This window comes from Leifsonia sp. 10N434 (genome assembly GCF_056394405.1).
Genome location: NZ_JBFTHV010000009.1, coordinates 122,863 through 142,178, shown reverse-complemented (window position 1 = coordinate 142,178; position 19,316 = coordinate 122,863). Strand labels below are relative to the sequence as shown.

Annotated in this window: 15 protein-coding genes and 1 pseudogene; 6 read left to right on the top strand and 10 right to left on the bottom strand. The window is 67.8% G+C overall.

Going from position 1 to position 19,316, the window contains the following annotated elements; genetic code table 11:
- Positions 1–344, bottom strand: a 344-nt coding sequence (locus AC1DB1_RS18895; RefSeq protein ID WP_477201913.1) for a P-loop nucleotide/nucleoside kinase family protein, incomplete at its 3' end; no start/stop codon positions are given.
- A gap of 195 nt (positions 345–539) precedes the next feature.
- Between AC1DB1_RS18895 and AC1DB1_RS18890 the strand changes: the two are divergent.
- Both AC1DB1_RS18890 and AC1DB1_RS18885 read left to right on the top strand, forming a co-directional pair.
- A pseudogene (locus tag AC1DB1_RS18890) lies at positions 540–970 on the top strand (DUF1254 domain-containing protein); the annotation flags it as partial.
- The gene (locus tag AC1DB1_RS18885; RefSeq protein WP_477201918.1) at positions 965–1,786 is read left to right on the top strand and encodes a DUF1214 domain-containing protein; all 822 of its coding nucleotides are present in this window, start codon (positions 965–967) and stop codon (positions 1,784–1,786) included. The pseudogene AC1DB1_RS18890 and the gene AC1DB1_RS18885, both read left to right, overlap by 6 nt.
- 72 nt (positions 1,787–1,858) lie before the next feature.
- On the opposite strand, the gene AC1DB1_RS18880 is transcribed toward AC1DB1_RS18885, so the two are convergent.
- Genes AC1DB1_RS18880 through AC1DB1_RS18860 form a run of 5 tightly spaced genes read right to left on the bottom strand, consistent with a single transcriptional unit; the run spans position 1,859 to position 6,802 of the window.
- Positions 1,859–2,938: a sulfite oxidase gene (locus AC1DB1_RS18880; RefSeq protein ID WP_477201912.1), complete on the bottom strand. Its 1,080-nt coding sequence runs from the start codon at positions 2,936–2,938 to the stop codon at positions 1,859–1,861.
- A 48-nt stretch (positions 2,939–2,986) separates the two neighbouring features.
- Positions 2,987–3,850 carry an enoyl-CoA hydratase/isomerase family protein gene (locus tag AC1DB1_RS18875; protein WP_477201911.1) on the bottom strand — a complete coding sequence of 288 codons (864 nt, stop codon included), beginning with the start codon at positions 3,848–3,850 and terminating at the stop codon, positions 2,987–2,989.
- A gap of 40 nt (positions 3,851–3,890) precedes the next feature.
- Positions 3,891–5,255, bottom strand: a complete 1,365-nt coding sequence (locus AC1DB1_RS18870; RefSeq protein ID WP_477201910.1) for a Dyp-type peroxidase — start codon at positions 5,253–5,255, stop codon at positions 3,891–3,893.
- 2 nt (positions 5,256–5,257) lie between these two features.
- On the bottom strand, positions 5,258–6,394 hold the full coding sequence (locus AC1DB1_RS18865) for a DUF4331 family protein (RefSeq protein ID WP_477201909.1): 1,137 nt from the start codon (positions 6,392–6,394) through the stop codon (positions 5,258–5,260).
- 21 nt (positions 6,395–6,415) lie between these two features.
- On the bottom strand, positions 6,416–6,802 hold the full coding sequence (locus AC1DB1_RS18860) for a hypothetical protein (RefSeq protein WP_271175980.1): 387 nt from the start codon (positions 6,800–6,802) through the stop codon (positions 6,416–6,418).
- Positions 6,803–7,201: 399 nt separating this feature from the next.
- On the opposite strand from AC1DB1_RS18860, the gene nicT reads away from it, so the two are divergent.
- A complete protein-coding gene (gene nicT / locus AC1DB1_RS18855; RefSeq protein ID WP_477201908.1) occupies positions 7,202–8,332 on the top strand; it encodes a Nickel transporter NicT in 1,131 nt (376 codons plus the stop codon).
- 37 nt (positions 8,333–8,369) lie between these two features.
- On the opposite strand, the gene AC1DB1_RS18850 is transcribed toward nicT, so the two are convergent.
- Positions 8,370–9,302 (bottom strand): LysR family transcriptional regulator, encoded by a 933-nt coding sequence (locus AC1DB1_RS18850; RefSeq protein ID WP_477201907.1) that lies wholly within the window; start codon positions 9,300–9,302, stop codon positions 8,370–8,372.
- Positions 9,303–9,386: 84 nt separating this feature from the next.
- Here AC1DB1_RS18850 and AC1DB1_RS18845 point away from each other — a divergent pair, with 84 nt between their 5' ends.
- Positions 9,387–10,301 (top strand): DMT family transporter, encoded by a 915-nt coding sequence (locus AC1DB1_RS18845; protein WP_477201906.1) that lies wholly within the window; start codon positions 9,387–9,389, stop codon positions 10,299–10,301.
- 30 nt (positions 10,302–10,331) lie between these two features.
- On the opposite strand, the gene AC1DB1_RS18840 is transcribed toward AC1DB1_RS18845, so the two are convergent.
- Positions 10,332–13,493, bottom strand: a complete 3,162-nt coding sequence (locus AC1DB1_RS18840; RefSeq protein WP_477201905.1) for a beta strand repeat-containing protein — start codon at positions 13,491–13,493, stop codon at positions 10,332–10,334.
- 303 nt (positions 13,494–13,796) lie between these two features.
- Between AC1DB1_RS18840 and AC1DB1_RS18835 the strand changes: the two genes are divergently transcribed.
- Positions 13,797–14,375 (top strand): helix-turn-helix domain-containing protein, encoded by a 579-nt coding sequence (locus AC1DB1_RS18835; RefSeq protein WP_271175975.1) that lies wholly within the window; start codon positions 13,797–13,799, stop codon positions 14,373–14,375.
- Positions 14,376–14,430: 55 nt separating this feature from the next.
- Entirely contained in the window at positions 14,431–14,973 is a 543-nt protein-coding gene (locus AC1DB1_RS18830; RefSeq protein ID WP_477201904.1) for a dihydrofolate reductase family protein, read from the top strand.
- 26 nt (positions 14,974–14,999) lie between these two features.
- On the opposite strand, the gene AC1DB1_RS18825 is transcribed toward AC1DB1_RS18830, so the two are convergent.
- Entirely contained in the window at positions 15,000–18,029 is a 3,030-nt protein-coding gene (locus AC1DB1_RS18825) for a hypothetical protein (protein ID WP_477201903.1), read from the bottom strand.
- A 166-nt stretch (positions 18,030–18,195) separates the two neighbouring features.
- Positions 18,196–19,221 carry an aldo/keto reductase gene (locus AC1DB1_RS18820; protein WP_477201902.1) on the bottom strand — a complete coding sequence of 342 codons (1,026 nt, stop codon included), beginning with the start codon at positions 19,219–19,221 and terminating at the stop codon, positions 18,196–18,198.
- Positions 19,222–19,316: the final 95 nt, after the last annotated feature.

Here is a 19,316-nt window from a genome sequence, read left to right as displayed (position 1 = left end):
TCGGTGCCGGCGCCGAGCCGCTCGGCGATGCGGCGGATCTCATCGCGCTCGTCGCGCTGCCACGTCCCGTCTTCGAGGATGACGCTCAGTCCGCGCTCGACAAGCTGTGCCCAGAGACGGTCCAGGCGGTCCTGAACGTTGTCGCGCAGTGCGTCGAAGTAGTCGAGACCCAGGTCGGCCATCCACTCGTCGGTGCTGAAGCGGATCGCGCCCGTCTCTCGCTCGCGTCGGCGAGCGAAGGTCGTCTTGCCGGAACCAGGCAACCCGCATAAGAGGATGACGACGGGTCGGGAGAGGGGCCACGCCAGCGACACGCCGGTGGGCCCAAGATTCGAGTACTTCATCGCCGAACGTCCTTCCACGGGCTGGTCCTGGGGCCGCCGGGTGCTCGCGAGGCCGAGCGGCATTTGCGCGAACAGTAGCCCATCGGTTCCTGCACCCTGAGCATTCTCCTGAGCTCCCTAGATGCGCGTACTCGGATGATGCTGGAATGGCCACGAAGCTTTCGGCGATGAAGTGGTGATGAGGGGGAGTAGCGCATGGGCATCTCGGATGAGACGGCGCGGGAGGCGTACCTGTACGGGTACTCGATGGACAAGGCCTACGGGTTCCTCTACGAGACGACGATCGAACCGGGGGTTCGGTTGAACGAGTTCCAGAAGCTCCGGGATCTCGCCGACGACACCTACACCGCTCATCCCACGATCAACAACGACACCCTGCACCTGCAAGGCTGGTTCGACGTCGCCGCGAAGCCGGTGGTGGTGACGGTGCCCGACGTCGACAGCGATCGGTACTGGATCCTGCACACGATGGACATGGGGCACTACACGACGGCGATGATCGGCTCGCGCACCCGAGGCCGAAGGGTGGGCGGTTCCTGTTCGCCGCCCGCGACTGGGCGGGCGAGGTGCCGGAGGGGATCGACGACGTCGTCCGGTCGGACTCGAACCTCATCAAGGTGATGGGGCGGATCATGACGACCGGTGGGGACGACCTCGATGTCGCGCGCGACTTGCAGGACCGATGGGTGCTCCAGACCCTGTCCGAGTACCTCGGCGAGCCGGAGCCGGCGCCGGCCGTCCGGGACTTCCCGGATCCCGCCGCGACGACGTGGCTGGAGCGGGTGAACTTCCTCCTTGCCGACGGCTCCATGGCCCAAGTGGACGCCGAGTGGCTGGAACCGATCGCCGCCGTCGGCGTCGAGCCCGGCCGGACCGACTTCACCGATGAGCAGCTCGAAGCTGCTGCCCGCGGTGAGGAGCTGGGGATGCGGCAGCTGACGACGTTGGCGCCGACGGTGACGAGCTCGAAGGGCGCCCTCGGCACCCGTGAGGAGCTGCAGCACGCACCCCGCGACGTCTTCGACATCGGGACGCTGCTCGGCCAGTGGGGGCTCCCGCCGGTCGAGTCGGTGTACGTCAAGATCGAGACGGACGCGGACGGGCAGCCGATCAACGGCGCGGGTGGACGCGAGTACCGGACAAGGTTCGCGGCACCGGATGTGTCGGAGTTCTGGTCGTTCACGGCCTACGGCGACGACAACCGGCTGATGGCGCACAACAGCATCAACCGGCACAGCCGCGGCGACCGCACGCTCACCCCCGACGACGACGGAACGTACTCGATCCTCCTCAGCGCGGACGTCGACGCCCACGTCGACGACCCGCACTTCCTCCCGATCCCCGAGAAGGACTCCTACCTCATCCTGCGTCTCTACGGGCCGAGCGAAGCCATCCAGAACGGCGACTACACCGCACCCGTGTTCTCGGTCGTCGAACGGTGACCGGACGAACATCCCGCGGTGCCAGGTAGCAGACAGGCCGTTCGAACCCAGGTCGGCCCAGAACGGGACGCGTCATTCGACGTCGACGAAGATGACCTCGACCGAGTTGTTCCCGTAGCCGAGCCGGTTCCACGGCGGGACCTCGGGTTGCACGTTTCCGGCGGCATCGGTCGCACGCGCGCGCAGCGCGTGTCTGCCGTCGTTCGGCGGCACCCATTCGAATGTCCAGTCCTGCCACTGGTACGGGCCCTTCGGGGGTTCGACTGTCGCCGGCAACCAGTCGCCCTCACCGGTGAGGCTCACCTCGACGTTGGTGATCGGGCCGCTGCCTGACCAGGCCTTGCCGCGCACAGTGTGCGGTCCGGCGGGCAACACGGATCCGGATTCCGGGTCGGTGATGCGCGCACGCACGCGCATGACAGTCACCGGCTCGTGGGGCCGGTCGGGCCACTCGTAGATGTAGTGGCCGGTCTGGAACTCGCCGGCGTACGGCTCGGTGAGCACGTCGATGCGGTGCAGCCATTTGACCGAGGCCACGGCGAACCAGTGGGGCACGATCACTCGGAACGGGGCGCCGTGATCGGGGCGGAGTGGTTCGCCGTTCATCTCGTACGCGATCAGGATCTCTGTGGCCGGGTCGGCAGCGAGTGCGAGCGGGAGGCTTCTGACGAAGGTCAGGTCTCCACCGTCGACGTTGGGAAGGACGGGATGGAGGTGGTACGGGCCGTGGTCTGCGCCTTCGAAGCGCACTTCGACGCCGTCGTCGTTCGGTCGGGCCATGGCGAGCACGTCGGAGAGGCGGGCGCCGGTCCATCGTGCGGTGGACACGGCGTAATCGCCCCACGGCTCTCCGGTCGGGAGCGGTCGCATCGCGAGGCGGCCGTTGCCCGCGCATTCGAGCGTGACGGAGCGCTCGATGGCGGGCATGGATCGAAGGTCGTCGAGGGTGAGCGAGATCGGGTTCTCGACCGCGCCCCCGATCGTGAAGGTGCCGTCGTGGGTGGGCACGGCGAAGTTGCTCCGCACGTAGTGGAAGTCGGTGGGCGTGATGTCACCGACCAGCGCCTCCGGGGGCGCTTCGGCGTTGTATGGTGCCGGGTTGATCATCTGGAGTGCGGCACGGGATTGTTCGAGTTCGTCTGTTTCGGCCACGGTGGGTCTCCTCGTCGGTGTCAGTAGATCGGCGTCAGTAGGTCGGTGTCAGTAGTCGGCGTCTCGGAAGGACGGATCGCGGCCGTCGTTGAAGGCACCGATGCCCTCGCTGCGATCGGGGTGCACGGCGGAGCGCCAATGGGCCTCCATCATGACGGCGATCGCCTGTTCGATCGGCTCGCCGTCGCCGAGACGCACTGCCCGCTTGACGGCTTGCACGGCGGTGGGGGAGTTGCTGGCGATCTTCGTCGCTATCCGCACCGCGGCGTCGAGCACCTCGCCCGGCGCGTGGAGCTCGTTGACCATCCCGAGCCGGTAGGCCTCTTGCGCAGTGATCGGGTCACCGGTCATCAGCATCTGAAGCGCCCGGCCGGGGGAGAGCAGCCGGGGGAGGAACACCGGTGAGCCCCCGCCGGCAGAGAGGCCGATCATCGCCTCCGGCTGGCCGAAGGTGGCGTTGTCCGACGCGATGATGAAGTCCGTGCTCTGCGCGATCTCCGACCCGCCGCCGTACGCGATGCCGTTGACGGCGGCGATGATCGGCTTGCGCAGCTGACGGAGCGTGTACAGGGTGCGATCGAAGTCCTGGCGCTGCCGCAGCCATTGTTCCTTGGTCATGGCATTGCGCTGGCGGAGGTCGCTGCCGACCGAGAACGCCCGGTCGCCCGCGCCGGTCAGCACGGCGACCCGGATCGACGGCGTGACCGCGATGTCCTCCAGGATCTCGGTCAGGCGCGCGCCCATCTCGGTCGTGATGGCGTTGTCGGCGTGGGGCCGGTTCAGGGTGATCACGGCCACGCGGCCGTCGGCCACGTGATCGACGACGACCGACTCGCTGGGCTCGACGCCGTCGGCGGCAGGCGGGCCGAAGTCCAGTGCGTCCCATCGGTCGGTTTCCGGTGAATCGGTCATCTCTGCCCCCTGGGAGCGCTATCGGTGGTCTGAGCTGTCGTCAAGTGTCGAGGTCCGCGAGCCAGCGAAGCGCGCGCAGACCGGGTGCGAAGCAGTACTCGCCGCCCCTGGTCACCACGAACGGCGGCAATGCGGTCAGGCGTCGCCGGATGGGTCGTTCGGGGATGGTGAGAACTCCGGTGCCGTCGGAAGACCCGACGATGGGGTCCTTCTCGGCCGGGGCGCCGATGAAGATGCCGTCGTTGAGCCACTGCGTCTTGACGAACTCGAACTGTCGCTTCAGGTGCGCGCCGGCGAACACGAACATGATGCCGCGATCGACCCCGTCGTCGTCCAGCACGCCTTCGGGCAGCATCGGGCCGTAGCTGGTGCCCCGGCGGATCATGCGGTGAAGCCGCACATCCACGCTTCCCTCGCCGTCGAGTGCGTCGCGTGGATTCGCTCGTCGCGCGTGGGCGCCGACAGGGCACTTGAAACCGCGTGGATCGTCGCCGTACGAGAAGTCGTTGTTGTGATGCCGGTCGGCGCCCAAGGCGGCGTCGTCGTGGTCGGGTGAGACCGCAAGGGGTGCTCCGCTCTGCCAGCGTCCGACCATCTTGGCGCCGAGGAGCGCCTCGTCTTCGCGGTTCTTGGCCTTTTCTCGCAGGTAGGTGCGGTAGGCCGCCACCCGGGTGTGGAGCTTACGGAAGACCACGTACGTTCCGTTGCGCCCCAGGATGTCCGGAGTCGGCATCGGCGGGAGGTCCCCGGTCTCGTCGGGATAGCCGAGAACGATCTCACCCGCCTTCAGCGGTCGCTCGTGGTGGTTGGTCAGGGCGACGCCCGTTCCTTCGATCGGCGGCTGGCCGATTCCGTCCTTGAAGCCGAACGAGGTCCTCCCGGTCGGCAGCTGATAGCAGTCCTGCTGCCAGATGAGGTCGACGCCGGGCGACTCGTCGAAGACCTTGTGGGCCCGTTCCAGCACCACCGCGAGTCGTTCGGCATCCGGTGACAGGGCGGCGATCGCAATGTGCACGTCATCGGTGCCGAGGGGCCACTCCCAGTTGGCGGGGCCGCTTTCGCCGACGTCGCCGAGCTGCTCTGCGCGGGCGGCCATCCCCTCGCGGAACTCCGGTGCGAAACTGTCGAGGGAGTCCTGTGGAACGCCGAGTGCTTCGAGGCCGTTGTAGGTGAACGCCACCGTGATCCAGGCGCCCTGCGCCGGAACCAGATCGGGCCGTCCGGAGTCGACCAGCGGGAGGAGCCGCCGCACGAAGGCGCGCCCCTCCTCGCGATCGTCGATGCGCAGCAAGAGGTGACTGCCGACGTAGGGCGACGGACGCTCGTGCAGCGCGCCGCTCTGAATATCGTCGAGCTCGAGTCGGACCTCGGCCTCGCCGGTGTTACCGCCCGTCTGCGGTTCCATGATCAGTGGTGGTGCGCGGGAGCCGACGGCGGATTGGGATCGGGTTCCGCCAGGTAGGGGAACGTACGGGTCGCCGGCCTGGTCGGTGCATCGACGCCGTCACGGATGACCGGCCCGTTGCCGGCGTTGACGAGCTGGGTGAAGATCGTATCCATCACATCGTCGTTGAGCGCGCGCCCACCGCAGGTCTCGTGCGCTTCACCGCGCATCGCCGCCAGTTCGATCTCCAGGAACGATCCCGTCTCGGCGTACGGCTTCGTCAGGTCGAGCACGAGGTAGTCGGCGAGCACGAGATCGGTGAGCGGATGGTCGCCGTTGGCGTTCGTCTCCCAATCGACCGTGCCGTCGATGCCGTCCCAGTACGCCAGGTTCGCGTTCAAGCGTGCCCGATACGCCCCGGGATACGACTCACCGAGGTGGAAGGCGTCCTCCATGTTGTAGAGGTCTCGGATCTCCAGATCGCGATTCACCGGATCGTGCTCTTTCGGTGCGAGCATCATGTTCTTGACCTCGGGGCGCCCGACGCGTTCGATGCGTACGTTGAAGGTTCCGCGGGTCAGCGTCTCGGCTACGACGCCGATCAGCTGCGCGCCCTCCAGGAGGGCTATGTCGACTTCGAGCACCAGGCTCAGCACGCTCTTGCCGTCGAGGAAGATCGTGCCGGGGTCGGTGAACGCGAGTTCTCCCGTTGCGATGGTCTTCAACGCGGCCGGAGCGTCCATGAAGAACGGATCCCAGCGGTGACCGGCGAAGACCCGGACCCCGTGGGCCGACTCGGCGTGATCGTCGTTCACCCGGAACTCGACGGTTTCGCCGCTCGGTGTCGTGCAGAACCCCTGCTGCCCCGCGTCGTCACCCGAGCCGTGGTGCCCGGGCGCTGAGAATACGCAGTCGAACACGAACTCGCGCCCGCCGGGTGCGAACGGGGCGGCGCTGCTCGTGCGGTCCTCCGTGAGTGGACGTACCCGGAACCGGTAGATGAGGCCGTCGGACAGCGTGTTGGACGGCTGCGCGAACGGAAGGGTGTTCATGACGAGCACGAGGTGACCCGGCCGTTCCGGACTCGGGAAGGCGAAGAAGTCTGTGATGTCCGCGATGGGCTCGGACAACGCACGCGGGCCTGAGATGTGATCCGACATCGGTGTCCTCCGGAGATTCGATCAGCCGGCGGCTTCGTCGAGCAGCGGCTGCAGGGCGGGGTGCCGTAGCGCCTCCGCCGCATCCGGATGATCGAGCACCTTCTCGAACGCTGCGTTGACGCGCTGCGCCTTCCGGATCTCCTTCACCGTTCCGGGGTAGTTCCTGGCGTACGCCGCCGCGCTCTGCTGCGCGCCGAGAATGAACGACTTCACCGACGCGAGGTCGGGGAGACCCTCGTACCCTTCGGCGTGCTGGAAGATCAGGTCGAAGAGAGCGAGGGTCGGTCCGGAGGTGAAGAAGTCCTCCATGTAGGCGTCCCACGGTCCATCGAAACTGGTGATGAACGCCAGCTGCCTGTCATCGTCGAACAGCACGAAGCGGGCCTCATGAATGGTGGATATGGCCATTCCGTAGTCGCCGGGGCGATACCCGGGTGTGTTCTGGAGGTCGCGCAACGCCGCGCGCAACGCTTCGCCATCACCCGGTTTCACACGGAAGAACAAGCTGAACTCGCTCGTCGGCCCGACCATCACACCTGGTCGATTACTCTCTGTCTCCGATGCAGCCATGGGCCCTCCCCGGGGGTGGAATCACGAGTTTGTCGTCGATCCGCGGTCAGTCTTACAGCCGGGTGGAGAACTTGCAATGGAATCGAGGATGATCTTTTCCTCGAGCGGGGTGATCCCATCGGGCCTCGACGCCGAGTGACGAGACTGAGACGATACCTACACGACGACGTGCGCAACGGAGAGTGATTCGGGCACAACGCGACACCGGATCCGGCTCGTTTCCGAGCGATCGCCGCCATGACGAATGGACAGCGACCTATGCAGAACGGGCACGACCGGGTCTCCGGCAAGTGGACGTCTCTGATCGCGATGGGCACGTTCATCGTGGCTCTTCACATCATCGGCTGGGGGACTCTGCTCGGGATCGTCGCGCCGGCCGGCTACCACGTCGGCGGCCCGACCCAGGTCTTCGGCGTCGGACTCGGCATCACTGCGTACACGCTCGGCTTGCGCCACGCCTTCGACGCCGACCACATAGCCGCCATCGATAACACGACCCGCAAACTCATCGCCGACGGCCAGCGCCCTGTCTCCGTGGGCTTCTGGTTCTCGCTCGGCCACTCCAGCGTCGTCTTCGGCCTGTGCGCACTGCTCGCCTTCGGAGTGCGCACCCTGGCGCCACAAGTCATCAGCGACAAATCGGCCCTCCAGCAGACGACCGGGCTCATCGGAGCATCCGTCTCCGGCGTGTTCCTGCTCCTGCTCGGCGTCGTCAATCTGCTCGTACTCGAGCAGGTCGTGGGCGTGTTCCGCCGGATGAGGACGGGGAACTACGACGAGACGGAACTCCAACGTCAGCTCGACCGTCGCGGCATCATCAGCCGGATGCTCGGGCCGCTGACCCGATCGGTCAAACGGCCATGGCAGCTGTACCCGATCGGCCTGCTCTTCGGGCTCGGCTTCGACACAGCGACCGAGGTCTCCCTGCTCGTCCTCGCCGGCGGCGCCGCCGCGTTCGCGCTGCCCTGGTACGCGATCCTCACGTTGCCCGTCCTGTTCACCGCCGGCATGTGCCTGCTCGACACCGTCGACGGCTACCTCATGAATTTCGCCTACGGCTGGGCGTTCTCCACCCCGGTCCGCAAGGTCTACTACAACATCACCATCACCGCGTTATCCGTCGCGGTCGCGCTCCTCATCGGCGGCCAAGAGATCATCTCGGTCGTGGCCGACAAGCTCGACATCACCACGGGGCCGATCGGCTGGGTCAGCCGTCTCGACCTCAACTATGTCGGCTTCATCATCGTCGCCGTCTTCATCACCACGTGGACGCTCGCACTCACCATCTGGCACGTCGGCAGGATCGACGACCGGTGGACGAAACGGCTCCCCGCGCCCCGTGTGCTCGACGAGGGACCCGCAGAGTGAGCAGCGGGTACGCGAACGGTCAGCTCGAGACCGAGCTCTAGGACGCGAGAGGCTGCGTCGTGGCGAGCCGTGAGGAGGCGGCTTCGGCGAGGACGGCTGCGAGGTTCTGGATTCCCGGGTCGGCGAAGTCGGGTTGGCGGGCGGCCAGGTGGATGCTCCGCTTCACCGGCGACGTCAGCTCGCGCAGGTCGACGCCGGCCGGAAGCTGCGCGATGGCCAGTGAAGGAACCAACGCGACCCCGGTTCCGGCCGCGACGAGCTCGAGTTGCACGGCGAAGTCCATCGATTCCGCGACGATGCGGGGGCGGAAGCCGGCCAGCCCGCACGCCCGCTCCATCATGGTGTAGCAGGTCACGTCGTCGGTCGGCGCGATCCACCGGCTGTCCGCGAAGTCTGCGAGGTCGACCGTCCCGCTCGCCGTTTCGCCGGGGCGCGACGCCGGGACGGCCAGCCAGACGGGTTCCGTTCCGAGAGGGCGGGACGACAGCCCGTTCGGGATGTCGCGCGGAACGTTCGAGTAGGAGTGGATGACCGCGAGATCGGCCGCGCCCGAGGCAAGCGCACCGAGCGCGTCGTCGGGTTCGGACGTGGTGATGCGCAGGTCGATGGCGGGGTCCACATCGGGCAGGATCCGGCGGCACGCGTCGGCCACGATGGTTCGCGCGGCCGACGGGAAGGCGGTCAGCGTGTACTGGCCGATGCTTCCGCTTCGAAGGGATTCGAGTTCGAGTTCGGCGAGGGAGAGCCGGTCGAGGATGTCGTGGCCGTGCGCCGCCAGCGATCTGCCTGCGGCGGTGAGCGCCACTCCGCGTCCCTGGCGCCGCGTGAGACGGAGGCCGAGTTCCTTCTCCAGCGCCGTGAGCTGCATCGAGACGCCGGGCGCGCTCAGGTGAAGCTCTTCGGCGACGGAGGCAATCGTGCCGAGCCGCTCCAGAGCGGCGAGGAGCCTGAGCTTGCGCACATCGATCATCGATCAGCTCCAATAAGCGTTGATTAGGTATAGCGAAACAACTCGTCAATTGTGCTTATTCAACCAGCTTGTCACGATCGAGTCATGAGAGTCAACAAGGCCCTGATTTCCGGACTTGCCGTCGTCGTGCTCTGGGCATCGGCGTTTCCGGCGATCCGCGTCGCGGCTCCCGCACTGGGGGTGATCGGGCTCTCGTTCGTTCGTCTCGCGGTCGCGACGGTCGCGCTGATCCTCGTGGCCCTGGTCGTCGGAGCGCGTCTGCCGAAGCTCCGCGATCTCGGCTGGATCGCGGCGTGCGGATTCTTCGGCATGGCCGCCTACCAGCTGCTCCTCAATTGGGGCGAGCTGTACGTTCCCGCCGGAACAGCGAGCATCATCGTCGCCGCCGCGCCTCTCGTCTCGGTCGCCGTCGCGCGCATCCTCTTCGCCGAGCGCGTCTCCTGGCTGACGGTCGTCGGCAGCATCGTCGCACTCGGCGGAGTCGCGTTCGTCTGTCTGGCCGGGTCCGGGGTCTCCCTGTCCAGCGCGGTGTGGATCGTGGTGGCAGCGATGGTGGCGCAGGGTATCTACCACCCGCTGCAGCGTCCGCTGTTGAAGCGCTACTCCAGCATCGAGGTCGCCTGCTACGCGATGACGGCCGGCACCATCATGACGCTGCCGCTCGTGCCCTTCGACGGTGACAGCCTGCTCGGCGCGGGTGCCGGGCCGTGGTTGGCAGCGCTCTATCTCGGATTGCTGCCCTCGGCGGCGGGGTTCGTGCTGTGGGCGTATGCGGTCGCCCGGATGCCCGTGGCGGCGTCGACGTCACTCCTCTACCTCGTGTCGCCGGTTGCGGTGCTGATCGCCTGGGTCTGGCTCGGAGAGCTGCCCGCCCTCAGCCAACTGCTCGGCGGCGTGGTTGTGATCATCGGCGTCGTCATCGTCTCGCAGGCGCCGCGCCTGCTCTCAGCGCTCGCAGCGCGCCGCCTCCGTGGCCGAACCGACGCGAATATCGTCTGAGCCGGCTCCCGGGCTGGCCCGGCAACACCGTCAGGAGTGTCGGCGACGTCGCAGGCGTTCCACCGCCGCAGCTCCTACGCCGAGGAAGAGGAGCGCTGCCGCGACGGTCAGGCCGGGCGTCAGATCGGAGCCGGTGCCCGGCAGATCAGTGCCCGGCAGATCAGTGCCCGGCAGCCCGCCGCCACCACCACCGGGAGGCTCGGGGAGCGGAGGCGATCCTCCGACGGTCGTCCAGACGCCCTGCGCGTCGTTGTCCGTCGGCGACGCGTCCGTGTCGGTGGCGAGGGTCGGGACGACCAGCGGACTGACCGGTTCAGAGATGGCGTCGACGAAGCCGTCGCCGTCGAGGTCCGTGTTCGCGGCCGGGGCCACGTAGGCGACGTCGTGCATCGTCGACTCACCGGACGGCGCGGACACGACGCGGACCGTCACGGTCAACGCAGGACCGTCGGACTCAGCCCCCAGCGCGGTGTCGGACGTGGCCGTCGTGCCGTCGACGGTGTAGCCGTCGCCCGTCATCGAGACGAGTTCGACGCCGCTCGGCAGTAGTTGGGTGATCGTCCATCCGGCGGGTGCGGAGCGGGGGCCGTCGTTGTGCGGCGTCAGCGTCCAGGTGACGAGGTCGCCGTCGTGGCGCACTGCGTCCGGCGCGTCGAGGACTTCGGTGAGCGACAACTCGATGCAGTTCATCGGGTAGAGAACGGGTGCGGTGGTGAGTTCACGGACTTCGGCGCCACCACCGTCGTAGTACAGGGCGTCGTCGAGGTAGCCGGTCGCCTTGCACGGCGCGCCCCAGTCGTTCGGAGTGGCGTAGTCGCGGGCGTCGACCGCGACCGGTCCATCGGCGGCCGCGACGAGGGGCACGACGTCCGCCGCCACCCTGGCCACGGGGGCGCTGTCGTCGCCGACGACCGCATTCGGATACGTGCGGATGGCCGTCGACGCTGCCGGGAACGTGTTCCCTGTGACGAGTGCCGGGTCGCGCAGTGTGCGCCTCGTCGCCTCGTCGGAGGTGTCGTCGATCGTTCCCACGCGGATCCACGTCCCGCCGCCGGTGAAGGTGTTCCCGCTCACGCGGATCCCCGACGACGAGTAGGAGCCGGCGAGCGCTCCGTCCTCCCAGAGGGGCGCGACCGTGATCGCCGCGAGTCCGTCGCCGCCGACCTGGTCGATCGTGTTGTCCGTTACGACCAGGTCGTGAGCCGGACCGGCGGTGACGGCGTTCGGCTGGCCGCTGATGGTGTTGTCGGCAATGGTCACCGCCGTCGTGCCCTGCAGCACCAGGATGCCGTCGTCGTTGCCCGTCATGGTGGTGCCGTGCACGTCGATGTCGTGACTGATGCCGTTGGCGGGCGTCGTCACGACGAAGAGACCCACGGCCGAGTTGTCGGTGAACGTCGTCGCGCTGACGTCGATGTTCGCGGCGCTTCGACCGTAGATCCCGTACTCGACCAGGTTCGCCACGCTGGCGTTCGTCACGGTGGACCCGTCCGTGGCCGAGTAGAAGAAGCCGTACGACCCGGCGTCGATCGAGGCGCGATCGACGTCGACGTTCTGCGACGCGTAGGCGCGCAGGATGGCGGCGCCGGTCGTCGGGGTGATCCCCTCGTGGCCGTGAACGGTGATATCGGTCGCCTTCACGCCGACGGACTGGTGGATGACGAGGGCCGAGCCGGTGATGTCGGCGGTGACGTCGGTGATGGTCGCGTTCTCTGCGCCGAGCAGGTAGACGCCGTGCGAGGCATCCGGCGGCCCTGTCACCGTGATGTCGGAGATGGCGATGTCCACGCGCTCCGAGGTCGGGTCGACGGTGGACTGGGAGGCGATCGCGTAGAGGAAACCCGTGGCGGTCTCGGTGGTGATGGTGACGTGACCGGAGTTGACGACGTTGATGCCGGTCCCACCCGTCGCGGTACCGCTGTCGAGAACGGCGCCCGTGACGGTCGCGCCTTGCGTGGAGCCGAGGGTGATACCCGAGAACGCCGTGATCGTCGGTGCGGTGATGGTGGGTCCTGCGCCGGTGTTCGCCGCACTGACGGTGATCCCATACGTAACCTGGGCGATGATCGGATGGTCGATCGTCACTCCCGTCGACAGCAGGGTGACGATGCCGGTCGACTGGTTGGCGCCTGTTCCCGTGATGCGCGTACCCGTCACTCGGGGGCCGGTCGTCACGCCCAGCGCGATCCCTTCCCGGCTGGTGCCGTCGATGACCGCGTCGCTGATCACCGGCCCGGCGCCGGAGTTCGTTGTGGCGGTGGCGATGCCCCGGGAGAAGCCGTGCACGGTCGCTCCGGTGACGATGGCGCCGCTCGACTGTGCGAGGTCGATGCCGGTTCCCGTGCCGCCCGTCACCTCGAGCCCGGTGATCGTCGGCGCACCGGCGCTTCCGAGTGAGACGCCGGAGGTGGCCGCGGTGATGGCTCCGCCGCTGATCGCGATGCCGCTCGCGGTGGAGGCAGCGGTCGCGATGATGCCGGTGGCGACGCCCACGATGCTGGCATCGGTGATGGTCGCCGACCCGGTGGTCAGGTTCACGCCGTAGGAGGACGCCTCGCCGGCGCCGTTCATGTCGAGGCCGTTGATCTTCACGCCGGTGACGGCCGCACCGAGCTGGACGCCCGTCGGGCGGAGCACCGGGGTGGGATTGCGGATGGTGATGTTCGTGAGCACCGCGCCGGATACGCAGACGGTGATGATCGCTCCCGTGTTGGCGGCGCCGATCGTCACGTCGTCGGCCAGCGACAGGCCGCCGCCATTGATGGTGAACCGGGCATAGAGCATCGACTGCGCGCTGGAGTCGATGGTCACCGAGTTCGGGACCAGGAGTGCGCCGGTGAAGGCATAATCACCCGGATCGAACGAGACGGTTCCGCCGACGGGTGCAGCGTTGAGTGCGGCCTGCAGTGTGAGCGTGGGGGTGGCTGGACGTTGAGCAGGGGTGCCGACCCAGGCGATCGCGAGGGTGTTCGCATTCGGCACGGCGGCGGGCGGCATCTCCACGATGGATTCGTCGGGCGTCTGCGCCGGTGCGTCGAGGCCACTGGGAAGGGTGGGATCGGCGGGTGGGGGCGGGTCGCCCGTGTCGACGGTGTCGGGCGGCGAGGCGGCGAGCGCCGGCGTCGCGGCCGGAAGCAGAACGGCAGCGGCGAGCACTGCCGCCGTCCCGAGCGTCGCGGCGATGACGCGCATGCCCGTCGCGACCCTGCGACCACTCCGTCTCATTCGCATTCCGGCCCCCCGCCGTATCGGTGCGCCATCGAAGACCAATGCGACCAGTTTGGGGGTCCGCGGCCGATTGTTCAAGGAAAACGCTGGATGCGCCGATCGGCAGACACCCCGGGACAGGGCGCGCCGACGACCGTCGCGAGTAAGCTCCCGCCTGTGGGGATGACCTTCGACACCATTGCGGGTGAGCTTCCGCTGGTGCAGCGTGTGTGGTCCGCCACCTGCGACGCCCCGACCCCTTTCACGTCGGTGGCCAAAGGGTCTTCGATGATCGCGTTCGCGCGGCATCGTCACAGCGTCACCGTTCACGTGCGCGGGCCGGAGACGAAGGCCACGCAGCTGACGTGCCCGGAGGACTGGGAGTTCTTCGGAGTGGAGCTGCAGCTCGGCGCCTACCTGCCGCTGTTCGCGCCAGCGGCTCTGGCCGACCTCAACGACGCCCTGCTGCCCACGCGTTCCGGCGGCCGGGTCGTGCTGGATGACCGTGACTGGGAGATGCCGACACCGCAGAATGTCGACGTGTTCGTCGGCAGGCTCGTGCGAGCCGGGCTTCTGACCGTCGATCCCGCCGTCGAGGACATCCGTCACGGCGAGCGACCCCGCGGGATGTCGGAGCGGACCGCGCAGCTCCGGTTCCGTCGGGCCGTCGGAGTATCCCACCGCAGGCTTCTGGGCATCGAACGAGGACAGCTGGCCGCGAAGCTCCTCGCCGCCGGTTCGTCGATCGCCGACGCGGTCGCCGCCGGTGGCTACTACGATCAACCGGACCTCACCCGCGCGATGAGGGCGGCCACCGGTCACACGCCGGGCGAGTTGAGGACCGACATCCCGTTCCTGGCGTTCTGACCCGGATTCGGTTCGGTACAAGACGCCGCGACCGTCGCGTTGGTTAGCTGAGGGCATGCGAAAACTCATCGAATTCGACCATCTCTCGATCGACGGCCGGTATGCCGGGGACAGCTGGTGGGCCGCGCAACTGCAGGTCGCCCCGAACGCGAACCATTTCGACTACCAGCTCCGGCTGCTGGAGCAGGCGACAGGTCTCGTGCTCGGCCGAGTGACCTACGACACCTTCGCCGGGTCGTGGCCCGCGATTTCCGGCGACCTCGCCGACACGCTCAACGCCCTGCCGAAGTACGTCGCCTCCACCACTCTGACCGAGACCAGCTGGAATGCCGAGGTGCTCGAGGGCGACGCCGTCGAGGCCGTCGCCCGGCTCAAGGAGTCCGGCGACGGAACACTGGTCAAGTACGGAAACGGCTCGTTCAGCAGGGCCCTCATGGAGGCCGGCCTGCTGGACGAATTGCATCTGAGCATCTCGCCGTTCGTCGCGGGATCCGGTGACTCGCTCCTGGCCGGGATCACCGCGAGCCCCATGACCCTGACCGGCGTGACCGAGATCGGCAACGGCGCAGTGGTGCTCGCGTACTCACTGCATCCCTGACGCTCGACCGTCGTCGGCGCTGGTCGTCATTGCGCCGGTGGGGAGCTGCTCGTCGGCAGCCCGGTCACGTCGGAGAGTTGCGCGTATCCCGAGCCGGAATCGCTTTTCGCCGCGTCGTCGATGGCTCGGCTGAGGCTGTTCACGCTGTAACTGGACAGAGCCCAGCCGAGCGGGGCGGCGATGGTCGGCCGGGTGAAGGGGGAGACGACGATCGCGTTTGAGCCGTACTTGTCGGCGAACCCCTCCGTCTGCGTCGCGCACGCCTCCGAGTGTGCCGGACACGCGCGCTGGAAGTTGGCGATGATCCGCTGGATGAGCGCTCGGTGATCGGACTGCGCGCTCGCCGCATCCCTACCTTCGAGCGGCACGAGAGGTTCGGCGACGACACCCGCTTCTTTCGCTTGCAGGTCGAACCCGCTGGAGTTCCGCAGGAAGAGGAGGAGCGGCAACGCGAACGGTTCCACGCCGTGCCGCGACAGATTGTATTCGCGGACCGCCGTCGTGATCGTCGGTGCGAGATCGGCGACGGTGCCGAGTGCCGATCCTTCTGCGTAGCCCCCGTCGATGAGCTCGACGGTCTTCCCCTCCGAGCACGCGCTTCCGCTCGGCAGTCGGCCGGCCGGGGTGATGATGGGGAATCGAGCGGACAGCATCGCTGCGCCCGCCCAATCCAGCGAGGCCGGACACTGTTGGCCGCTGATCGTCGCAAGGTCCGCGGTCTCGGCCGGCTGCACGCCCGGTCGGGAGCACGTGACCGGTGACGAGTCGCTCCCCGACAGTTGTGCGGCGCCGGTTGCCAGCTGCCCGATGATCACCCGGCATTTCGAGCGTGCGTCGGTCGAATTGAACAGGGTGTATCCGGTCGTATCGGTCGGTGCGACGTCGAACTGTCGCCCCAATCCCGGTGCTGCGTCGATCCAGCCCTGCTCGATGAGGGAGGCGCGATCCCGCCAGCCGATGCGGCCGTCCATGACGGAGGGGACGTGCATCCCGAGGTTGCCGGCGACGAGGTCACCGGCGAGGAGACCCGTCACTCCGCTGGCGACGACGCTCTGCGCCGACACGGCGCGGACCTTCGCGAGTGCGTCTCCGCCCGACGTCTTCGTCAATGCCAGACCGAGAGAGCCTCCGGAGACGCCGCTGGAGAGCGCGACGGACTGGGCAAGGCAGCCCGCGCTCCCCAGCTTCTGCAGCGCCTTCACGGTGAAGTACGCAGCACGGATGCCCCCGCCCTCGGCAGCCACGATGATCACGGGTTTCACGACCGTGCCATCCGGCAGCGTCAGGTAGCACTGCGCCGCGTCGATTCGACCGCGCAGTGCGTCGACCATGTCTCGGGATGCGGGCGGCATCGAGGACTGACCGGTCGAGTCGTGCCCGATCCGGATCGCGTGCGCGGTCGCGTCGCCGCCCCAGACCGATGCTCCGGTAATGGTGAAAACGAGTGGGAGTGCGATCGCGAGGGTCAGGATGGGCGCGGCTTTCAGGCGGAGGCCCCGGAAGACCGCCAGCACCTGGTAGTCCTGCAATGCCACGGTGAAGGCTCCGAGGATCACACCCCAGGCGGTGATCAGGGCGACCGTGACACCGACTCCTCCGAGCGCAGCGGCGAAGTCGGCCGGGAACACGAGCGCCAGCGCGATCACCGCGACGCCGGCACAGATCAGCGCGAAGAGACCTCGACGGTTCCGGGCCGATCGCGCCGGTGTCGGCGTGGCGGTCGGATCGGCCCATCGGTTGATCCAACCGAGAGCGCGCGCAGGAGCGGACGTGATCCACAGCCATCCGGCGTCGGGTGCGGGACGAGGGTAGCCCGTGAGCCCGACGACGACGAGCGGCCACAGTACGGCGCTGACGAACCCGAGCACGAAGATGCCGATCGCCCATCCGGACGGGCTCAGGAACGTCGGCCCGGCAAACGATCGCACGAGGCCGAGCCCGCCGACGCAGAGCACGAGCACAGCCAGGACGTCGCCGAAAAGCCACGCGTAGACAGCCCGGTCGGGATCCGGTTCGACGTCGATCATCACCGGGGGACGTCGCCGCTCGAGCAGCGCGGAGACCACGATCACCGCGATCGGGATCCCGAGGAACAGCGCGGCTGCGGAGTCGAACTGCGTCATGATCGCGGGCCACGTGGCCCCCGCGATAAGCGACGCGAGCAGCGTCCACACAGCCAGGACGAGCCACGCGACAACGGGGATCGACCACCAGATCCACTGGCGCTCAGCCGGCAGCTTCGCCGATTCCGGGTACTGGCGGACGCGGAAATCGTAGCTGCAGCGCGAACGCTGGCGTCCGAGGAGGAAGAGCCCGACCGCGGCGAGTCCCAACGTCGCCGCGGCGATCCCTGCGTAGTGCACAGCGCCCCAGGGGAGGTCGTCGAGCCACTGGCGTTGCACGTCAGGCAGTTGATCGAGCACGCCGTCCGACGGGATGCACGCCAGCACGACCAGCGCGAGTACCAGCACAGCCGACAGCCGATGCACCCAGACCGCTTGGGACATGTTCCGAGTCACCCGCCAGAGCACACCGCGCGTTCCGGGGTTCCTCAGCACCGCGATCACGAGCAGACCGAAGGCGATCCATTTGCCGGTTGCCACAGCAGCCTCGATCGTCCCGATGAGCGCCAAAGAGGGTGGCTGGGTGGCCGAGCCGGCGCTGGGGAGAAGCGTCATCGCCCCCACGATCAGAACGACGGCCTCGATCGCCTCCAAGAGGATCAGCAGTTGGAGGAAGAGTCTGCTGACGTTCGTCCAGGAGTGTCCCTCGACCATGTCGGAGGGCGCCGGCGGGGTGGCTCGAGCGACCAACCGCAGCAGGATCACCGCGTAGGCGACCACGAACAGGGCATCCGCGGCGACCGAGAACAAAATCCACCAGCCGACGGCGTCGGCCCGGCCGCTGGTGTACCACTGAGCCCACGACGAGACGTTCGTCGCCGCGCCGGGACCGATGACGCCGGAGAGCGGGTGACTCTGCCGATCCTTGCCGATCGCCTGCCCGATCAGCTGGTCGAGACCGGCGATCGTCAGCAGGCTGGCGGCCGCAAGCATCGCGAAGCACAGCAGCGTCGCGATGCGCCTGCCGCGGTCCCGAACAGTGGCTCGGACGGATTCGGCGCGAACAGCAGGCCAGACATAACCAGGTAACGACATCGCCACCCCCGGACACGGGTTCGCTCAAGTGAGAGTGCCTCACTATAGCGGAGAAAGCGTGCGGCTACGCGGCCGAACGCTGCGTCTCCGGCCGCCGGCGCGCGCTCGGGTCGCCGACCTCGGGGCCGCGGTAGACCATGTCCATCGCGCCGACGCTCTCTCCGGGCGGCACGATCGCGTCGATGCGGTCGAGCACCTCGTCCGAGAGTGCGACGTCGACTCCGGCGAGGGTGTCCTCCAGCTGCTCCATCGTGCGCGGGCCGGCGATCGCGGAGGTGACGCCCGGGTGAGCGATGACGAACGCCATGGCGAGGTGCGTCAGCTTCACGCCGACCTCGTCGGAGAGCGCGATGAGTTCCTCGACGACCGCCAGTCGGCGCTCATCCCGGAAGTGGCGCATCCCGGTTCTCGCGGAGCGGAAGTTGTCGTTGTCCGCGCCCGCCCGGTATCGCCCGGTCAGCGTGCCGCCCGCGAGCGGACTGTAGACGAGCGTGCCCATGCCGTAGCGTTCGGCCACGGGGAGGATCTCGCGCTCGATCTCGCGGTCGAGGATCGAGTAGTTCGGCTGCTCGGTGCGGAACCGCTCGAACCCTCGGCGCTCGGACATCCACTGCGCCTCGACGATCTCCGACCCCCGCATCGACGACGAGCCGATCGCGCGGACTTTGCCCTGGCGAACGAGATCGGTGAGCGCGGAGAGGGTCTCGTCGATGTCGGTCTCCGGGTCGGGCCGGTGCAGTTGATAGAGGTCGATGTGGTCCGTCTGCAGGCGGCGGAGCGAACGCTCGACCGCCTCCATGATCCAGCGACGGGATGCGCCGCGATGGTTGATGTCGTCGTCGACGGGTCCCCAGAACTTCGTGGCCAGAACGACCTCGTCGCGACGACCCTTGAGTGCTTCGCCGACGACCTCCTCGGAGTCCCCGTACCGGTCGGCGGTGTCGACGAAGTTGATGCCCGCGTCGAGGGCCCGATGGATGATGGCGATTCCCTGCTGCCGGTCGGGGTTTCCCAGCGATCCGAGCATCATCGCGCCGAGAGCGTACGGGGTCACCTGGATGCCGGTGCGGCCGAGTGTGCGGTATTGCATGGTGTCTGCTCCTTGTGATTGTCACCGTGACACGGTCACGGGAGTGACCTAGGATCGAGCGAAGTGGAACATCACTCCGGATGAGTTGGGGTGCA

Coding starts and splice junctions, on each gene's coding strand:
- AC1DB1_RS18885 (WP_477201918.1), top strand. CDS start 965: ATGGGGCGGATCATGACGACCGGTGGGGACGACCTCGATGTCGCGCGC.
- AC1DB1_RS18875 (WP_477201911.1), bottom strand. CDS start 3,850: ATGACCGATTCACCGGAAACCGACCGATGGGACGCACTGGACTTCGGC.
- AC1DB1_RS18870 (WP_477201910.1), bottom strand. CDS start 5,255: ATGGAACCGCAGACGGGCGGTAACACCGGCGAGGCCGAGGTCCGACTC.
- AC1DB1_RS18865 (WP_477201909.1), bottom strand. CDS start 6,394: ATGTCGGATCACATCTCAGGCCCGCGTGCGTTGTCCGAGCCCATCGCG.
- AC1DB1_RS18860 (WP_271175980.1), bottom strand. CDS start 6,802: ATGGCCATATCCACCATTCATGAGGCCCGCTTCGTGCTGTTCGACGAT.
- nicT (WP_477201908.1), top strand. CDS start 7,202: ATGACGAATGGACAGCGACCTATGCAGAACGGGCACGACCGGGTCTCC.
- AC1DB1_RS18850 (WP_477201907.1), bottom strand. CDS start 9,302: ATGATCGATGTGCGCAAGCTCAGGCTCCTCGCCGCTCTGGAGCGGCTC.
- AC1DB1_RS18845 (WP_477201906.1), top strand. CDS start 9,387: ATGAGAGTCAACAAGGCCCTGATTTCCGGACTTGCCGTCGTCGTGCTC.
- AC1DB1_RS18840 (WP_477201905.1), bottom strand. CDS start 13,493: ATGCGCGTCATCGCCGCGACGCTCGGGACGGCGGCAGTGCTCGCCGCT.
- AC1DB1_RS18835 (WP_271175975.1), top strand. CDS start 13,797: ATGATCGCGTTCGCGCGGCATCGTCACAGCGTCACCGTTCACGTGCGC.
- AC1DB1_RS18830 (WP_477201904.1), top strand. CDS start 14,431: ATGCGAAAACTCATCGAATTCGACCATCTCTCGATCGACGGCCGGTAT.
- AC1DB1_RS18825 (WP_477201903.1), bottom strand. CDS start 18,029: ATGCTTGCGGCCGCCAGCCTGCTGACGATCGCCGGTCTCGACCAGCTG.
- AC1DB1_RS18820 (WP_477201902.1), bottom strand. CDS start 19,221: ATGCAATACCGCACACTCGGCCGCACCGGCATCCAGGTGACCCCGTAC.